Annotated in this window: 22 protein-coding genes; 1 reads left to right on the top strand and 21 read right to left on the bottom strand. The window is 50.2% G+C overall.

The window, feature by feature from the left end:
• Positions 1-10: 10 nt before the first annotated feature.
• Positions 11-811 (bottom strand): 4-hydroxy-tetrahydrodipicolinate reductase, encoded by an 801-nt coding sequence (gene dapB / locus DP119_RS05880; protein WP_112231690.1) that lies wholly within the window; start codon positions 809-811, stop codon positions 11-13.
• Positions 811-1128 (bottom strand): nucleotide pyrophosphohydrolase, encoded by a 318-nt coding sequence (locus tag DP119_RS05875; RefSeq protein WP_420812290.1) that lies wholly within the window; start codon positions 1126-1128, stop codon positions 811-813. Before DP119_RS05875 ends, dapB begins: the two co-directional genes overlap by 1 nt.
• A 126-nt stretch (positions 1129-1254) precedes the next feature.
• Here DP119_RS05875 and DP119_RS05870 point away from each other — a divergent pair, with 126 nt between their 5' ends.
• Positions 1255-2118, top strand: a complete 864-nt coding sequence (locus DP119_RS05870) for a YitT family protein (RefSeq protein WP_112231686.1) — start codon at positions 1255-1257, stop codon at positions 2116-2118.
• Positions 2119-2182: 64 nt separating this feature from the next.
• On the opposite strand, the gene DP119_RS05865 is transcribed toward DP119_RS05870, so the two are convergent.
• From DP119_RS05865 to folE, 19 genes are all read right to left on the bottom strand, one after another.
• Positions 2183-2866 carry a zinc metallopeptidase gene (locus tag DP119_RS05865; RefSeq protein ID WP_112231684.1) on the bottom strand — a complete coding sequence of 228 codons (684 nt, stop codon included), beginning with the start codon at positions 2864-2866 and terminating at the stop codon, positions 2183-2185.
• Between the two features lie 63 nt (positions 2867-2929).
• Entirely contained in the window at positions 2930-3538 is a 609-nt protein-coding gene (gene lhaT / locus DP119_RS05860; protein ID WP_112231682.1) for a lipoprotein heptaprenylglyceryl N-acetyltransferase LhaT, read from the bottom strand.
• 60 nt (positions 3539-3598) lie between these two features.
• Entirely contained in the window at positions 3599-4381 is a 783-nt protein-coding gene (locus tag DP119_RS05855; protein WP_112231680.1) for a menaquinol-cytochrome c reductase cytochrome b/c subunit, read from the bottom strand.
• Between the two features lie 36 nt (positions 4382-4417).
• Entirely contained in the window at positions 4418-5092 is a 675-nt protein-coding gene (gene qcrB / locus DP119_RS05850; protein ID WP_058380570.1) for a menaquinol-cytochrome c reductase cytochrome b subunit, read from the bottom strand.
• A 21-nt stretch (positions 5093-5113) separates the two neighbouring features.
• Positions 5114-5617 (bottom strand): QcrA and Rieske domain-containing protein, encoded by a 504-nt coding sequence (locus DP119_RS05845; RefSeq protein ID WP_112231678.1) that lies wholly within the window; start codon positions 5615-5617, stop codon positions 5114-5116.
• A 140-nt stretch (positions 5618-5757) separates the two neighbouring features.
• Complete coding sequence (locus DP119_RS05840) at positions 5758-6210, bottom strand: YpiF family protein (protein WP_112231676.1); 453 nt, start codon at positions 6208-6210, stop codon at positions 5758-5760.
• A gap of 4 nt (positions 6211-6214) precedes the next feature.
• Complete coding sequence (locus DP119_RS05835; protein WP_112231674.1) at positions 6215-6778, bottom strand: ReoY family proteolytic degradation factor; 564 nt, start codon at positions 6776-6778, stop codon at positions 6215-6217.
• 14 nt (positions 6779-6792) lie between these two features.
• A complete protein-coding gene (locus DP119_RS05830) occupies positions 6793-8046 on the bottom strand; it encodes a tetratricopeptide repeat protein (RefSeq protein WP_112231960.1) in 1254 nt (417 codons plus the stop codon).
• An 84-nt stretch (positions 8047-8130) separates the two neighbouring features.
• On the bottom strand, positions 8131-9414 hold the full coding sequence (aroA, locus tag DP119_RS05825) for a 3-phosphoshikimate 1-carboxyvinyltransferase (RefSeq protein WP_112231672.1): 1284 nt from the start codon (positions 9412-9414) through the stop codon (positions 8131-8133).
• Between the two features lie 14 nt (positions 9415-9428).
• Positions 9429-10517 carry a prephenate dehydrogenase gene (locus tag DP119_RS05820; RefSeq protein ID WP_112231670.1) on the bottom strand — a complete coding sequence of 363 codons (1089 nt, stop codon included), beginning with the start codon at positions 10515-10517 and terminating at the stop codon, positions 9429-9431.
• Positions 10514-10897 (bottom strand): chorismate mutase, encoded by a 384-nt coding sequence (gene aroH / locus DP119_RS05815; protein WP_112231668.1) that lies wholly within the window; start codon positions 10895-10897, stop codon positions 10514-10516. Before aroH ends, DP119_RS05820 begins: the two co-directional genes overlap by 4 nt.
• Positions 10897-11970, bottom strand: a complete 1074-nt coding sequence (gene aroB / locus DP119_RS05810; protein ID WP_112231666.1) for a 3-dehydroquinate synthase — start codon at positions 11968-11970, stop codon at positions 10897-10899. Before aroB ends, aroH begins: the two co-directional genes overlap by 1 nt.
• A gap of 3 nt (positions 11971-11973) precedes the next feature.
• On the bottom strand, positions 11974-13146 hold the full coding sequence (gene aroC, locus DP119_RS05805) for a chorismate synthase (protein ID WP_112231664.1): 1173 nt from the start codon (positions 13144-13146) through the stop codon (positions 11974-11976).
• Positions 13147-13374: 228 nt separating this feature from the next.
• Positions 13375-13821 carry a nucleoside-diphosphate kinase gene (gene ndk / locus DP119_RS05800; protein ID WP_058380561.1) on the bottom strand — a complete coding sequence of 149 codons (447 nt, stop codon included), beginning with the start codon at positions 13819-13821 and terminating at the stop codon, positions 13375-13377.
• An 86-nt stretch (positions 13822-13907) separates the two neighbouring features.
• Positions 13908-14882: a heptaprenyl diphosphate synthase component II gene (gene hepT / locus DP119_RS05795; RefSeq protein WP_112231662.1), complete on the bottom strand. Its 975-nt coding sequence runs from the start codon at positions 14880-14882 to the stop codon at positions 13908-13910.
• A 22-nt stretch (positions 14883-14904) separates the two neighbouring features.
• The gene (locus tag DP119_RS05790; RefSeq protein WP_112231958.1) at positions 14905-15603 is read right to left on the bottom strand and encodes a demethylmenaquinone methyltransferase; all 699 of its coding nucleotides are present in this window, start codon (positions 15601-15603) and stop codon (positions 14905-14907) included.
• Between the two features lie 5 nt (positions 15604-15608).
• On the bottom strand, positions 15609-16385 hold the full coding sequence (locus DP119_RS05785; protein WP_112231660.1) for a heptaprenyl diphosphate synthase component 1: 777 nt from the start codon (positions 16383-16385) through the stop codon (positions 15609-15611).
• Positions 16386-16460: 75 nt separating this feature from the next.
• Positions 16461-16682, bottom strand: coding sequence for a trp RNA-binding attenuation protein MtrB (gene mtrB / locus DP119_RS05780; protein WP_058380559.1), 222 nt, complete (start codon positions 16680-16682; stop codon positions 16461-16463).
• A 25-nt stretch (positions 16683-16707) separates the two neighbouring features.
• Complete coding sequence (gene folE / locus DP119_RS05775; protein ID WP_112231658.1) at positions 16708-17292, bottom strand: GTP cyclohydrolase I FolE; 585 nt, start codon at positions 17290-17292, stop codon at positions 16708-16710.
• Positions 17293-17515 lie beyond the last annotated feature (223 nt).

The following is a 17515-nucleotide window of genomic DNA, read 5'->3' as shown; positions in this document are numbered from 1 at the left end:
ATCGTCTCCTCTAGCCGATGATATGTTCCAGTCCATAAACTAATTCCTTACGCTTGACTACTTCACGAATCGACAAACTGACGCCTGACATGAACGAACCCCGGTTGAATGAATCATGGCGCAGCGTCAACAGCTGGCCTTCCCCGCCAAGCAGCACTTGCTGATGCGCAACTAGCCCCGGCAGCCGGACGCTGTGGATGCGCATGCCTTCATAATCTGCGCCGCGAGCGCCTTGCAAAGTTTCCTTTTCATTGGGATGCCCTTGCTGGTGGACAGTCCGGGCCTCGCTCATCATATGGGCCGTCTTCATCGCGGTGCCTGACGGGGCGTCGAGTTTTTGGTCATGGTGCATCTCGATGATTTCCACATCCGGCAAATACTTCGCAGCCTGCTCCGCAAATTTCATCATCAAGACGGCCCCCACCGCAAAGTTCGGCGCGATGATGCAACCAAGTTCTGAGTTTCTTGCGAGTTCCGTCAATTCTTTCAATTCCTCAGTCGAAAATCCGGTCGTCCCGACAACCGGCCGGATGCCGAGCTGAAGGGCTTGTTTCGTATGGGCATATACATGCTCCGGTGTTGTCAGGTCCACAAGTACAGCTGGGGCGTGCTGGCCGTGAAGCTCTTCGAGATCGGTAAAGACCGGCACTTGGAAGCTTTCGGGAAACAATCCCGTGTCTGCCAAGGTGGCGCCGATGTCTTTATAATCCAGTGCCGCCACCAGTTCCATATCGGCATTTTCCATTACAGTATGTACAGCCTCTTTGCCCATTTTCCCGCGGGCTCCGGCAATCGCTACTTTTATCGTCATCATTGCTCTTCCTTTCTTGTCCAGCGGTCTTTATCACGGGTCCGGAATTTTTCCATGACCCCATCGTGGGCTTTTTGCAAATCGATATCCATTGAGTTGGCCATGCAGATCAAGACGAATAGCACATCGCCCATTTCCTCTTCGATCAGCTTTTCGGCTTCCGTCTCTTTTTTCTTTTTCGGCCCGTACACATGATTGACCTCGCGCGCCAGTTCCCCGAGTTCTTCGGTCATCCGCGCAAGCATCTCCATCGGCGCAAAATACCCTTCCTTAAACTGCCCGATGTGGCGGTCCACTTCTTGCTGCAATTGCCTCATGCTTTTATCTGCGTTCACTGTCATCACACTCCCATTCAATCGTAAAGAAAACAGGGGGTGTTGTCAAAAACGGCAGCATGGCAGATAATACAGAAGTTAATGACAAAAAGGGAGGCTGCTTTTTTTATGAAAGATCTTCAGTTGAAAAATATTTTTTTCATCCTTCTCGGCTCAGCTATCTATAGTTTCGGCTTTGTTCATTTCAATATCCAAAATGAGCTAGGGGAAGGCGGCTTTGCCGGGATTACGCTGATCTTGTATTTCCTTTGGAATTGGGATCCGGCTTTAATGAACTTGCTATTGAATATCCCCTTATTCTTTATCGGCTGGAAACTGCTTGGTCGCAAGGTATTTCTTTATACAATCATTGGCACGGTCGCTGTTTCTGTCTTCTTGAAAATCTTCCTTGTCTACGAGGTCCAAATTCCGTTGCGAGATGATTTATTTCTTGCCGCTTTGTTTGCAGGCGTCTTTGTCGGGATGGGGCTCGGCATCATCTTCCGCTACGGAGGGACGACCGGCGGGGTTGACATCATCGCGAGGCTCGTACAGAAGTACTTCGGCTGGAGCATGGGCAAGACGATGTTTCTATTCGATGCGTTGGTCATCCTGCTGTCCTGGCTGACCTTCCTTGATTACCGTTCCATGATGTATACGCTCGTCGCGGTCTTCGTTGGCGCACGTGTCATCGACTTTGTCCAGGAGGGGGCATATTCCGGCCGCGGCGCATTGATCATCTCCAATTCACAGGAAGAGATTGCGAGCCGCATCGCCATCGAGATGGATCGCGGCATCACCATTCTCAGAGGGTACGGCCATTTCACCAAAGAAGAGCGGGAAGTCCTTTACTGCGTCGTGGCACGCAATGAGCTCGTGCGGCTGAAGAATATCGTCAATTCCGTCGATCCCCACGCATTCGTCTCATTGATTGAAGTGCATGACGTAATGGGCGAAGGGTTCACGCTCGATGAACAAAAACAGCCTCTATAGCTTTATTATGCCAAACAAAAAACGGGAGGGAAAAGCAAATGCTTTTCCCTCCCGTTTTGTTTTATTACGAACGGTCCATGCTTGTGTAGATCAAGATTAGACGAGCAAGTTCAATCACTGCGACAGCTGTTGCTGCTACATACGTCATCGCAGCAGCGTTCAATACTTTCTTCGCATGGCGCTCTTCCTCGTTACGGATGATATTATGCGACAGCAGCTGGTCCATCGCGCGGTTCGATGCATTGAACTCCACCGGCAAAGTGACCAATTGGAATAACACGCCGACCGCCAGTAGCGCGATACCGATCAGCAAGGCGCCGCTCATTTGTGCGAACAAGCCGATCATGATGAATACCCAAGACATGTTCGACGAGATATTGACCATCGGCACAAGGCGGTGGCGGAAACGCAGGAAGGAATAATCCGTGGCGTCCTGGATCGCGTGCCCCACTTCGTGCGCGGCGACAGCCGTGCCGGCTACCGATGGTTCATGGTAGTTATGGCTGCTAAGCGCCACCGTTTTGGTCATCGGGTTGTAATGGTCGCTGAGCATGCCGCGGCTCTCGACAACTTTCACATTGCTCAAACCATTCTGGTCAAGAATGATGCGCGCCACTTCGGCACCTGTATGGCCGGAAGTCGACCGCACCTTGGAATATTTCTTATATGTGCTTTTCAATTTCATTTGAGCCCAAATCGGCACAATCAGCAAGACGATAAAATAAATCAAATAGCCGCCCAATCCCATATTATCGATCAACCTCTCTTTTTGTTTCTATAGGTTTATTTTACTTGTTTTTCTAACTTTGGGTCAACTAATACGCCGCGGTTCCAGATGGCGGTTTTGTGACGCCGTGAACCATGCAAACGCGATGCAGGCAATCGAAAGCCAGAATGTGAAATAGCCGATTTGTGCACTGAACTCGCTTAGGCTTGAGTAGATCGGCATCTGGCCGAATACATAATCGATGACATCATTATGTAAAGTCCATACGGCGGTAAGTGCCACTGATAGGAAGCCGAAGCGGTAATGCTCGAAATACAGCACCGCTTGAAGGGCCATGGCGAAATGGGAAACGACGAGCATCCAACCCAGCCAGCCAATCGACCCGGTTTGCAGGAGCGTCAACAGATTCATGACGACCGCCCATAAACCATATTTAATCAAGGTGACAAAAGCGAGCGCTTCGATGAGTGGGCTATGCTTTCCGATAATCCATAGTCCAAGGACTATCGTGAAAAACAGGCTTGCGGTCGGGCTGTCCGGCACGAATATGAGAAATATCGGTTCGGTGATGCGCAATTGCCAACCATACCATATGTATCCATAGACTGTCCCCCCTAAGTTTATGAAGAACAGCAATATCAAAAACGGCCGGAACATCAGCCAAGCAGAAATTTTCGCTGCGAACTCCACCATCCAATCTTCCTTTCCTGTGCAGAAAAAAAGAGCCGGTTTCCCGGCTCTTTTTCTGTGAGTTTATTCAGCTTCAAGCCCAGCGATGAACTCTGTCATGACTTGAAGGTCTTCGTCAGTTCCATCCCATGATGGCGGCATCAATTGAGTGCCTCCATCTTCGATACCATTCACAGCAATTTCAGCGATTTCTTCAGGTGACAGGCCAGTTCCGATCAAGCTCGGTCCGACTGCCCCTTCCAAGTTATCGCCATGACAGCTGATACATGCAGAAGCAGAGTAGATTTCATATCCAGGATCCGCTGTATCGATTTCGACTTCTTCGGTGATTTCCCCTTGGCGGGCAGCTGCTTCCCAGTCATGGTTAGCTACTGACTCCCAGGTAAGGAATACGATGGATGCGACCGCCAAAAGCATAAAGCCTGTCGGCAATGGGCGCTTGGACGGACGGCGTTCCGGTCCACGGTCAAGGAACGGAGCAAGCATCAAGGCACCGAACGCAAGGCCCGGCATGATGATTGCGCCGACGATGTTGAATGGGCCGGACGCGAATTCATATTTCAATAATTGGTATAAGAACAAGAAATACCAGTCTGGCAATGGAATATATGCCGTGTCTGTCGGATCAGCCTGGCCTTCAAGAGGCGATGGGTGAGCGACAGTCAAAAGCAGATAGCCAATCAGGAAGACAGAACCGATCATCCATTCTTTCAGAAGGAAGTTCGGCCAGAAGGCTTCCGTTTTGCCAGGATATTCGGAGTAATCTTTCGGGATATTCGGTTTCCGAAACTCTTTGCTCGGAACACGTGAATCCCCTACAAATTTCATCCCTTTTCCGCGATGCATAGTGTCCCCTCCTTAAAATCCTTGGTCAAGGATGAATTACAATGGTCCTGAAATACCTTGTCTTCTGATCATGATAAAGTGTGCTGCGAGCAACCCAAGCAAAGCAGCAGGCAAGAAGAAGACGTGGATCGCGAAGAAGCGTGTCAAAGTTTGTGCGCCGAGAATCGTTGAATCCCCTGCAAGCAAAATTTTGATCGTTTCGCCGATCACCGGTACAGAAGCTGCAATTTCAATCCCAACTTTTGTTGCGAACAATGCTTTCATATCCCATGGAAGCAAATAACCTGTGAAAGATAGGCCGAGGATTACGCCAAATAGCATAACGCCGACTACCCAGTTGAGCTCACGAGGTTTCTTATAAGACCCTGTGAAGAATACGCGCAGTGTATGAAGGAAAATCATAACTACTACTAAAGAAGCTCCCCAGTGGTGCATCCCGCGCACGATTTCCCCAAAAGCGACTTCATTCTGGAGATAATAAACCGACTGCCAAGCATTTTCAATATCCGGCACATAATACATGGTAAGGAACATGCCAGACAGGATCTGGATGACTGTGATAAAGAACGTCAGTCCTCCGAAACAATAGACAAATGCTGAAAAGTGGTGTGCGGGGTTTACGTGTTCCGGTACTTCATGGTCTGCAATATCGCGCCAGATCGGCGTGATGTCCAATCGCTCGTCTACCCAATCATATAACTTGTTTAGCACTGGTGTCGTACCCCCTAACTATTAAACTAAAGTATTTGGTTTTACTTGTCCGATGGCTACAAAACCATCCTGCTCTTGAACGTCGTACTCATCAAGAGGTCCGAGCGGCGGTGTACCTGCGATGTTCTGGCCGTTTTTCTCGTAGCGTCCAGCGTGGCACGGGCAGAAGAACTGTGTTGGCTGTTCTGGGTCCCCGCCCCAGTTGACTGTGCATCCCAAGTGTTTGCAGACAGGTGAAAGCGCGACTAGCTTGTCGCCTTCTTTGTAAACCCATGCAGAATTCGTGACTTCAGATGTATACCATGCGTCAACTTGTTCGAATGTAAAGTCGACACGTACAGGCTCCTCTGTGATATCGGCCACAGCTTGGTCAGTCAAAACATAATCGCCGGCGCCTTTTTGCTGCAATACTGGATCGACTGCAAAACGCACCATCGGCATTAACATTCCTGCTGCCATGAAACCACCTACACCAGTCAGTGTGTAACCTAGGAATTGGCGTCGTGATACACGATTATTACTCATTCTTTTCCCCCCTCTAACATTCAAGGTCAGTCCAATGGACATACTCATTCAAATATAATTACTAGGACAACCTAATGATATATCAATCAAAACTTAAGGTCAATATCGCATTCAGTCTATTGGAACAGTTTGTGAACATTTCATGAATGATGTGTCCATTCTTTGGTGAACAGCGGCAGCACCTGCCGCAGCTGGTCTTCCATGACCGATTTCTTGAAGGATTGATCCATATCCCCGGTCGGTATGGCCGGCAGCCATAAAACATTGTCAAGATCATCTACAGAACGCCATTTCGGGTCCGTCGTCAAGTAGAAGATGTGCTTGAATCCCGTTTCAGACAGCTCTTTTTTCAATTGACCGCCGAGTTCTGTCCGATCTGCCGCCCGGACATAAGAAATAGGCGGAAGCAAAAGGATCCGCCCTTTGAATTGCTTTTCCAATATAACAGTTAAGGACTGCAGATATTCTGAGGCACCGGCACTCGCCTTCATGCCCGATGCGGTCAAGTCCAATTCAATCAGCGGGACGACCGCTGTATCGACATAGTCTTTTTGGCTTGCATATAAATCGATGTCTTTGCTGTTAAAATGCATATATTCAGTCACTCTCCATTTTTTTGGCCGATTTCACTGCAGACAGCAGGGCAGACAGTTCAAAGAACCGGTCTTTGTCCCCTGCGTCTAGCGCTTCATCGATTTTTTTGAGGATCGTTTCTTCCTGATAGGACGATAGGCTTTCATTCAAGACTTGTTCGGCCAGCAGGCGGTCCTGCTCGTTGACCGATGCCCCTTTCGGCATATGGGGGTTTTCTTCCAGCACCGCAAGATACAGCGGCGCCGGCGGAATGCTCGGGAAATTCAACTGTACATATAAAGGCTCGTCGGGATGCAGCCGGAGGTCGTGGAATGATTTTTCGGCATCGGCGGTCATCAACTTCCCTTTATAGAACTGGAACGGGATTTCTTTCGACTCAGTCGTCGACATGACCATGGCACGGGGACAATAATGCGCTTCTTCAACAAAATGCGTTTTCTCCAGCAATTCATCATTGCTCAGCAAGTAATTGAGGATCCATATGCATTCGCGCCTTTTCATCTTATAGGATCCGAGGAACCAGCGGACAAATTGTTTTTTCTCGCCTACCGAAACGGATGCAGTCATATCGTCTCCCCCTTTCATTCAAACGATTGGAGCCAATCGAACCATTGCGGATTTTCCGGCTCCAGCGCTTGAAGCTGTTTAATTATTTCGAGGGCGCGGTCGCGTTTCCCTTCCTCCACTAAAAATAAGGCGTAGGATTCAAGGAATCCGGGGTCATCGGAAAATGCCGGGTAAGCTTTTTCATAATACTCCAAAGCTTTGCCGAATTGTTCCGTCCGGTCATACGCGCCCGCCATCATCGGATAAAGCGCGCTCCAGTCGTTCCCGCTTTCGACAGCCATCGCGCCGAGCTCAAGCAACTCTTCGTCCCGCTCTTCTGAATGGAAATAAGACATAAGCGCAAAGAGGGCTTCCATGTATTCGGGATCGAGAGCGATCGCCTGGCGGAGCATCTCGACGCCTTCTTCGCCTTTGCCAAGCTTCAGCCCCAGTTTCCCAGCAAACAAATACAATTCCTTGTCGAATTCATCACGTGCGAGCCCTTCTTTGATGGCATCGTAAGCACGTTTATAGTCTTCCATCATATTGAAGCATTGCGCTTTCAGCAAATATGCGGAGAAATAATCGGGATCGGCATCCAAAAGTTCGTCCAGCCGTTTCAATGACAATTCATATTGTTTCGCCTGGAAAGCGGCAAATGCTGCGCCGTATAATACGTCGGGCTGCGCTTCATCTTCCAATGCGCGCTCATAATAGGGCAAGGCTTCTTCATAAGCCGCCCCGGCGCTATAGACTTCTGCCAGCCGCTCGCTCAGGTTGACTCCATCGATCTTGACATTGCGGCTTTCCAGTTCCTGATAGATCCGGGCAGATTCCAGGTAGCGCCCGGAATCGAGCAGAAGTTCCGCTTTCGCCTGCTGGAGGAGCGGTTCATCGGGCATCAAACCGATCGCTTCGTCCAGCCTTAGTTCCGCTGCTTCGAGAAGTCCCTGCAGCTGAAACAGGTCCGCCAATGTGACGAGTGCCTGAGGGTATAGTTCATCATCTTTCGGGATAGCCATCAGCTCATTGAGTGCCTCATCTTCGCGGTCGGCATCGATCAGCAGCTTGGAACGGTCGACACGCAATTGCGCCTCTTCCGGAAACATATACTGAAGATGTTCCACTATGCGGAGCGCTTCTTCGATAAAGCCGATCTCCTGCAGCCATTCCATGACCGCATATTGTTCATCGGGATCGCCTTTCAGCAAATACTGTTCGAGCAATGTATCAAGTGCAGCCGTATCTCCGGCCTGCACCGCTTCTTGGATATTCTGTAAAGTTGCCATTTGCATCACCTATTCCTTGCCGTTATATAGTTATCGTACACGAAACCATCATGCTAGCATAATAAAAACTCCCCCGAAGGAGAGTTATTGGGCTAGCTTATCCAGATGTTCAAAAAAGTTCGGGTAAGAGATCGAAATGCAGCCCGGGTCGTCAATCGTCACAGGGCCGTCTGCGATGAGCGCAGCGACTGCTGCCATCATGCCAAGCCGGTGATCACCGTAGCTCTTCATCGCTGCGCCAGTCAATGGAGTGGGGCCCTGTATGACCATTCCGTCTTCCGTCGCTTCGATATCGGCGCCAAGTTTTTTCAGCTCGGTGACGACCGCCTGTATCCGGTCGGTTTCTTTGACGCGCAATTCTTCCGCATCGCGGATGACGGTCTTCCCTTGCGCCTGAGTCGCCACAAGCGCAATCAACGGGATTTCGTCGATCAGCCTCGGAATGACATCCCCGGCGATTTCCGTCCCCCTCAAGAGAGTGCTGCGGACCATCAAATCAGCGGCTTGCTCCCCTTCGGCTTTATGCCCACTCTGCTCGATGTCCGCGCCCATGGCTTCGAACACATCAAGCAAACCTGTACGCGTCGGGTTGACACCGACGTTTTTCAATTGGATTTCGCTGCCTACAGCAATGAGCGCCGCACCGATCATAAAAGCAGCGGAGGAGATATCGCCTGGCACCTGGACATGCGCAGCACGCAGCTCCTGCCCGCCAATCAATGAAATGATATCGCCGTTGCGGGAGATGTCCGCCCCGAAATGCTTCAGCATGATTTCCGTATGGTCGCGGGACGGCACCGGTTCGTGGACGGTCGTCGTGCCTTGTGCCGACAATCCTGCAAGCAGCACCGCCGACTTCACTTGTGCGCTTGCGACAGGCATCGTGTAGTCGATGGCCTGAAGAGCTGTTCCTTGGACGGCAAGCGGCGTAAAATGGCCATTGGCGCGCCCGCGGATGTCCGCACCCATCAAGCGCAGCGGTTCGACGATGCGCTTCATCGGGCGGCGTGCGATGGATTCATCCCCTGCCATGACCGAATGGAAATCAGTGCCCGCGAGCAAGCCGAGCATCAAGCGCGTCGTCGTGCCTGAATTTCCGGTGTCCAGGACGACATCCGGCTCTTTCCAGGCTTTCCGGCCGCCGCTTTTTACCGTCACCTGTTCGCCATCTAGTTGGATATCGATTCCGAGCGAACGGAAGCAGCTGATGGTGCTCAGGCAGTCATCTCCCATCAGGAAACCTTCGATGGTCGTCGTTCCCTGTGCCAGCGCACCGAACATGATGGCTCGGTGTGAGATGGACTTATCCCCAGGCACTTGAACGCTGCCCGTTAGCGCAGGTTTTGCGTAGCTGATCGTTTTGGACATGAATTTCATTCCTTTCAGGAGATGTACGTATCGTAAGCGGTGCGTTCGGAAAAAACGCGTTTTGCATTTTCACGGTCTTCCGCCGTCTGGAAACTAAGGACGAGTATCCCGAAAACATCTTCGCGCGTCTCCAAGATCCTCAAATTGACGATGCTGATGCCGGCTTCCGCCAGATAGCCCGTCACTTCCGAGATGATTCCCGGCACGTCGGGAATATCGATATACACATCAAATACGGAATACATGGCCCCGTGCCCTGCCACCGGCAATTCATCACGCGTTTCCTTTGCTTTCGCGAAAAAGCGGTGAATCGGCCCGGGTTCGTTCTTCTGCAGGATCTCGCGCAAATGCGCCATCTGGTCCATCCAATGATCCAGCTGTTCGACAATCATCTCGTTGTTTTGCGTCGTGATGTCACGCCACATATCCGGGTTCGCCGAAGCGATGCGCGTCGTGTCCCGGAAACCGCCCGCTGCGAGCTGCCTCGCGAATGGGAATTGCTCTTCACGGTCCAATTGATGGACCAGAGCAGCTGCGATCAAATGGGGGAAATGGCTGACGATCGCCGTCATATGATCGTGTTCTTTCGCTCCAAGCACTTTAACTTTGGCTTTCGTGACAGATAACAACCCAAGCAACTTCTCGACGTCTTCCTCAGCTGTCTCCTCTCCGGGCGTCAAGATATAGAAGGCATTTTCAAAGAGCACGTCCTTGGCGGCTTCGACACCGCTTTTATGGGAACCGGCCATTGGATGCCCGCCGATAAAGGTGTGCGTCAACTTTGCTGCGGCTTCCATGATTTGGGCCTTGGTGCTGCCGGTATCTGTCAGAATGACATTCTCTTTTAAATCCCAGTACTTGCTCTGTTCCATTAATTTGACAGTCGCCCCGACCGGTGTAGCAAAAACGATGACATCAGCCGCAGCGGCTGCCTGCTCAAGAGAAGGCGGCGAGCTTTGGATGATGCCCATTTTAAAAGCTTTTCTGGCCGTCAAAGCGTCCGCATCATAGCCCGAGACATGAACATCTTCATGGCGCTGCAATGCTTTCGCTAACGAGCCGCCGATCAATCCGAGGCCGATAATGAGGACTTCTGTTTTCACGCTTGGCTCACCTGGCTTTTCTGTGATAGATCGGGACGTAGTTTGACAGCATCATTCATATAGATATGCTGGATTTTATCCTGTGCAAGTCTTGTATTGACGTGCATCATGACACGGATGCATAGCGGCATGCTGCCCGGCACATCCATTTCATGTGTACACATGACCGGCACATACGTCCAGCCTTCAATGGTCCGTACGGCTTTTGCAGGAAAAGCTGCAGAAATATCCGTCGTCGTCGATACGATGACAGAAGCCACTTCGTCCGGTTCGATGCCGTTTTCTTTGGCCATTTTCAAGACCAGGCGGCGCGTTTGCTCCAAAATTTCAGGCGCTTCATCTTTCGTGATGGTGATGGCGCCTCTGACTCCTCGAATCATCAGATCATCTCCTTGATCGTTTTTCTCAGCTTATCGTAAGCCGCTTGTGCCCGTTGTTCCAGGATGGTTTCAATATATGGCCGGCCCACTGCGCCAAGCAACACGAAGTTCAGCGCGGCAGCCGTCGATTTTTTGTCTTTTTTCATATATGGCAGGAGTTCGCTGAAGGGCATATCGAGCAATAAAGCGAGTGGATAGCGGTTCACTTTCGCCCAATCCAGGAAACGCGGCAACTGCGGGCTTTCAGACAATTCAAGCGCATAGGCCATGCCCAGCACGACAGCTTCCCCGTGCGTCAATTTGCCATAGCCCAGATGTGCTTCGATGGCATGGGCCAGCGTATGGCCGAAATTAAGGAATTTGCGGACACCGCCTTCAAACTCATCTTCCTCAACAATCGCCGATTTGACAGCAATTCCTTTTTCAAGATGCCCTTCAAGTTCCCGCCCAGACATTTCGCTGAAATTTTGGTAAGCCAAAAGTTCGTCAAGCCAGCCTTCATTCGAAATGAACGCATGCTTGATCACTTCAGCCATCCCCGAACGGATTTCGTTTTCAGGCAACGTCTGCAGGAAATCTGCGTCGTAAACGACTGCACGCGGCTGATAGAAGGTTCCGATCATATTCTTGCCAAGCGGATGGTTGATGGCAGTTTTGCCTCCTACAGCGCTGTCATGGGCCAAGATCGTGGTCGGCACTTGGATAAAAGGCACCCCGCGCATGAAAGTCGAGGCGACAAAGCCAGCCAGGTCCCCGACAGCTCCACCGCCGAAAGCGACGATGACCGTATTGCGCGAGCAATTCTCCGACAATAAAAAGCTATGGCAATCCATAAAGCTTTCGGCAGATTTCGCCCGCTCGCCCGCCGGCACTTGAAGAACCTTCGGCTGAAAATCCTCCAGCGCCTCGAGCAGCTGCGGCAAATGCAGGGCAGCCACTTGGCTGTCGGCAATTACGACGACTTGATCGGCTGCAGCGAGCAAATCACGATAGCGTTTCGCCAGCAGCTTGACCGCCCCTTGTCCGATATGCACCGTATATGGATGTTCGGTCTCGACCCGCAACTCCCTCATGGATTAAAACTCCTTTGTATAGGCTTTATAGCTTTCGATGTTCTCTTTCAGTCGCGGCAATTGGTCCGCGTCGAATTGATCGAGCAATGCATTTGCCGCTTCAAAAGCAACGACGTGTTCTGCCACGATCGACGCTGCCGGTACCGCACAGCTGTCTGAGCGTTCGATGCTTGCCTGGAACGGCTCTTTTGTTTCGATGTCCACGCTCTTCAAAGGTTTATAGAGCGTTGGAATCGGCTTCATGACACCGCGGACGATGATCGGCATGCCCGTCGTCATCCCGCCTTCAAAACCGCCAAGGTTGTTCGTGCTGCGGGTATATCCCGCTTCTTCATCCCAAATGATTTCATCATGGACTTCACTGCCTGGGCGGCGCGCCATTTCGAATCCAAGGCCGAACTCCACGCCCTTGAACGCGTTGATGCTCATGACGGAAGCCGCAATTTTCGCATCCAGTTTGCGGTCATAATGCACATAACTGCCAATTCCGGCTGGCATGCCTTCCACGATGACTTCTACAGTACCGCCGATCGAGTCGCCGTTTTTCTTCGTGGCATCGATCAGATCGGTCATTTCTTTTGTTTTTGAAGAGTCCGCGCAATAGACAGCATCCTCTTCGACGATATCACGGATTTCATCTGCGGATTTTCCGAGATAGCTTGCCGGGTCGACTTTGATTCCGCCGATTTCTGTCACATGCGAAACGATCTTGACGCCAAGTTCGGCGAGAAGCTGTTTGGCTACTGCCCCCACCGCTACGCGAACGGTAGTTTCACGCGCAGAAGAACGTTCCAATACGTTACGCAAATCACGATGGCCATACTTCATGCCGCCATTCAAATCAGCATGCCCTGGGCGCGGGCGTGTCAATTGGCGTTTCACTTCATCTGTTTCTTCGATCGGCTCGATCCCCATGACATTTGTCCAATGTTTCCAATCATCGTTCTTGACGACCAATGCGACAGGAGAACCCAAAGTCTTCCCATGGCGTACTCCTGAAACGATTTCTACTGTATCTGTCTCGATCTGCATGCGGCGGCCGCGGCCATGGCCTCCCTGGCGCCGTTTCAACTCTTTATTGATCATTTCCGCCGTCAAAGGCAGTTGCGCTGGCAACCCTTCAATAATGGCGGTCAATTGTGGACCGTGAGATTCTCCTGCTGTTAAGTAACGCATGTACGCTTTCTCCCTTCAACGTGCTAAAGTATTTAACTATCACTATACCATATGGCATTTGTTCAATTCTATCCTAAATATGAAGAAAACTAAACATTCTAATAGCAACAAACCCGCGCCAGCAAAAGAAACCGCTTTCATTTTGGCGATTCAATCCCATTTCCGAAACCGCTCTGCAAAATAAAAAAATACGGCCGATTGCGCGGCCGCATTTTTTCTGGATCCGGATCAGTTGACCCAGCTGTTCATTGTTTTTTCGTAGGATACCAATTCTTCTTCCTTGAAGAACAAACCGATTTCACGCTCAGCGCTTTCAGCTGAATCGGAACCATGGATCATGTTTTTGCCGACAGTAACTGCGAAGTCACCGCGGATTGTTCCTGGAGCTGCATCTTTCGGGTTAGTTGCTCCCATCATTTGACGCGCAGTCAAGATGACGTTTTCGCCTTCCCAAACCATAGCGAAAACAGGACCTGAAGTGATGAAGTCTACTAGTTCGCCGAAGAATGGGCGCTCTTTGTGCTCACCGTAATGCTGTTCAGCAAGCTCAGTCGGGATTTGCATCAATTTAGCGCCTGCCAAATGATAGCCTTTTTTCTCGAAACGGGAAACGATTTCACCGATGACATTGCGTTGCACACCATCAGGTTTTACCATCAAAAATGTTTTTTCCATTATAGAACACTCCTCTGTTAAAAAGCTCGGGCACTTTGCCCACCTTAAAAAATACTATCATTGTCCGATCATTTGTCAACTGGAAACTAAAACTTTCGCTTGCCGATGAAGAAGGCAATTTTGCGCATCGTTTTTGTCGCCGGCCCTTTCGGTAAATAATCCAGCTCTTTCAGTGCCTTCTCCAAATAGCGTTCACTCATCCGTTTCGCTTCGTCAACCGCTGCGCTTGTTCGGATGGTACGGACGATTTCCAGCCGTTTTTCATCGGAAATGTCCTGGTTCAAATTCTCGCGGAGCATCTGGTAGATCAGGGGGTCCCGGCGCGCATAGAGAATCGGCAAGGTAATATTGCCTTGGATAAAATCGCTTCCTGCCGGTTTGCCCAATTCCTGGTCGCTCGCCGTAAAGTCGAGGATATCGTCGATGATCTGGAACGACATCCCGATGAAATAACCGAAACGGCGCAAATGCGCTGCTGTTTTCTCATCGGTTCCGGATACCAATGCCCCTAATTCACAGCTCGAAGAAATCAATAAGGCGGTTTTGCGTTTGATGCGCCGCAAATAATCCCGCATACTTTGGTCAAGCCTGTATTTATGTTCGATTTGGATAATCTCCCCACGGCAAACTTCGATCAAGGTCTTTGAGAGGATGTCATGGATCCTCGGCGATTCGATTTCCGTGATCCGTTCCAGCGCTCTCGCCAGGATGAAATCACCGGTATACATCGCCACGCTATTATTCCATTCCGATTTAACGGTCGGGCGGCCTCTTCGGATTTCCGAATCATCGATGACGTCGTCATGGACCAGAGACGCCATATGTATAAGTTCCAAGGGCACAGCTACCCGCTTCAGCAATTCGACATCGTAATTCCCGAATTTTCCGGCAAGCAAAACAAAAACAGGGCGGATCCTTTTTCCTCCGGCCTGCAATAAATGAAGAGAAGCATCATTTAATAGTAGGGATTCGGAATCCACTGCCTGTTCCAATTCTTTTTCGATCAGTTCCAGCTCTGGTTTCAGGTCGGAATAGAGCAATTTCAACTTCATCTTTTCCACTTAATAACCTTCTCCCGCTTGTTTACTTTTTCAATCCCATATGGAGGGCAGCAGCCCCTCCTGAGTAAGGTTTATACTTCACTTTTTCAAACCCGACTTTGCTGAAGAGCTTTGCAAGCTCTTTCATGCCCGGGAATGTTTTAGCTGATTCCTGCAGCCACGAATACTCTTTATAGCTTTTCGCAAAGAGTTTCCCGAATACCGGCATGATAAAACGGAAATACACGCGGAAAAACGGCTTGAATAGCAGGCTTTCAGGCTGTGAAGTCTCCAGGCAGGCAATCATGCCGCCTGGCTTCAATACGCGGTGCATTTCGGAAAGCACCTGCTCATAATCCGGCACATTGCGCAATCCGAAACCGATTGTCGCAAAATCGAATGAGTTGTCAGGATAAGGCAGGGACATCGCATTCCCTTGGACCAGTTCGATTTGAGGCATGTGATCAGTTTTTTGATGTCCGACATTCAGCATGTTCTGGCTGAAATCCAAGCCGACCACGCGCCCAGTAGGCCCGGCGGCTTCACCGAGTGCGACCGTCCAGTCTGCGGTGCCGCAGCAAACATCGATACACGCCGCCCCTGGTGCTACTTGCATTTTGTGCATCGTGTCTTTGCGCCATTTATTATGCTGCTGAAAACTGATGACTGAATTCATCTGGTCATAGTTTTCGGAAATTTTCTCAAACACTTCGTGAACTCTTTGTTCTTTCGTTTTCTGCATCATCGTCATCCTTCTCGCGTCAGCGGTTCAGCACTGTGCCGATGCGGAATAATTTGGTGGAGCAATATATTCTTGAGCTCGAAATCCAGTTCACAATCATTGATGGACTCCAATATGCCATTGCTCAAGGTTTCCATGCGGGCGATGAGCCATCGCTCGATGAACGTCGGGTGGGTCAGCGTCTCGCTCAGTAATCGCAGCACATAGCTGAACTTGCCGTCCCTCAGCGCCTCGAGTTCTTCCGTATACCGGATATACAGCAAGGATTGTTCCATCAGTTGCTTATAATGGCTAAAGCCATTCTCTTCATAGAATGCATTCAATAGCGCTGTTTCGATTACTATCGCGGTTTCTTCCACTTGCTCAGGCTGCTGGATCACAAGCTCATGGAAAGAGGCTTTCTTTTCACTCACCTGGATTATTGCCGTAGCGAGCTTTTGGACCATTTCGATATTTTCTCCTTCAGCCAGCAATTGATAGTAGATGCCGCTGTAAAAGTCCCCGGCGAGCACTGTCAGTTGCTGTTCTTTGCTGATAGGCATGTCTTCTTTCACACGGTCATGTGCGTGCAGCGCAGCGTAGACGATCGCTACTGTCCGAGCGCTTGTCTCCAGTTTACCCGACCATTGCTCCCCGTTAAAAAACGGCAGCAGCAAGAAAAACAGGCGCGCCTCTTTAACAAAAGGCCCTTCCGTCAACTGGTCTAGCGTTCGTTGGCGGACTGCTTTTAGTACGTCGATTTCCATGGAGATGATTTTGGATTGTATTTGTTGTCCGTTCATACTGCCTGCTCCATTCATAGGTTAGCCATAGCTCATATTATAGCATAATGCCCTTATGGCCTTCACCATTAACGCTTATTTTTTCGCGTCGCTTTCAATGATGCCATGCGCGGAATGGATTTCCGCTTTGCCACGAATTTTCATCGCTGATGTATGCTCGGTGAATTGGGCGATCATCACTTCGCCGCGGTCGAGCTTTTCCGTATGATGGAATTTCGTATCATTGCCGCGTGTCAGCCCGATGACGTTGACGCCGTCTTCCTGGGCACGGATCACTACATATTCAGTTTGTGCCATTGTTTACACCTGCTTTTCCAGTTTATTAATCCATATTGATATAAGTTATGACTTCCGAGCGTTTGATATCGTCTGTCTCCAATAGCCCTCTTGCGACAGCCGTCACGGTTTTCGATCCTGGCTTCTTGATGCCGCGCATCGTCATGCACATATGCTCGGCTTCGACCATGACATACACGCCGTGGGGGTTCAAGGTTTCCATCATCGAATCTGCAATGGTGGAAGTGATGCGCTCCTGCAGCTGAGGGCGTTTTGCGACTGTTTCGACCGCTCTCGCCAGTTTGCTGAGCCCTGTGACAACCCCATCACGCGGGATATAAGCGATATGCGCTTTCCCGAAAAACGGCACTAAATGATGCTCGCACATCGAATAGAACGGGATGTCCTTTACCAGTACCAGCTCTTCGTGATTTTCATGGAACACGGTGCGGAAATACTCTTTCGGGTCTTCCTTCAATCCCGCAAAAACTTCCGCATACATTTTCGCGACGCGTTTCGGGGTATCCTGCAGCCCTTCACGGCCTACATCTTCTCCGACTGCCTCCAAAATCATCCCGACAGCTTGCTCTATTTTATCCAGATCTACGTTATGGCTTTTTATATCTATCACATTGTTTCCTCCTGTAGAAAATCACTCTATTTGGGGCAGCGGTTGAAAACAGCCAGAAATCATTGCAGTTTCATGCGCCTTTTCTGCAAAGCCGTGAGCAGCTCCGCATTTCTCACCTGAATTGTAGCATTTACGGGGGGTATTGGCAAAAACGGGGCCGAAAAAAAGAATGGCCTTTGCAAGATCAGATCTCGCAAAAGCCATTCTATGTACAGTAGCCGAA

The sequence above is a fragment of the Planococcus maitriensis genome, from assembly GCF_003289925.1.
GTDB lineage: Bacteria > Bacillota > Bacilli > Bacillales_A > Planococcaceae > Planococcus > Planococcus maitriensis.
Note: the sequence above shows the minus strand (reverse complement) of the source record. Positions and strands in the feature narration are given on the sequence as shown.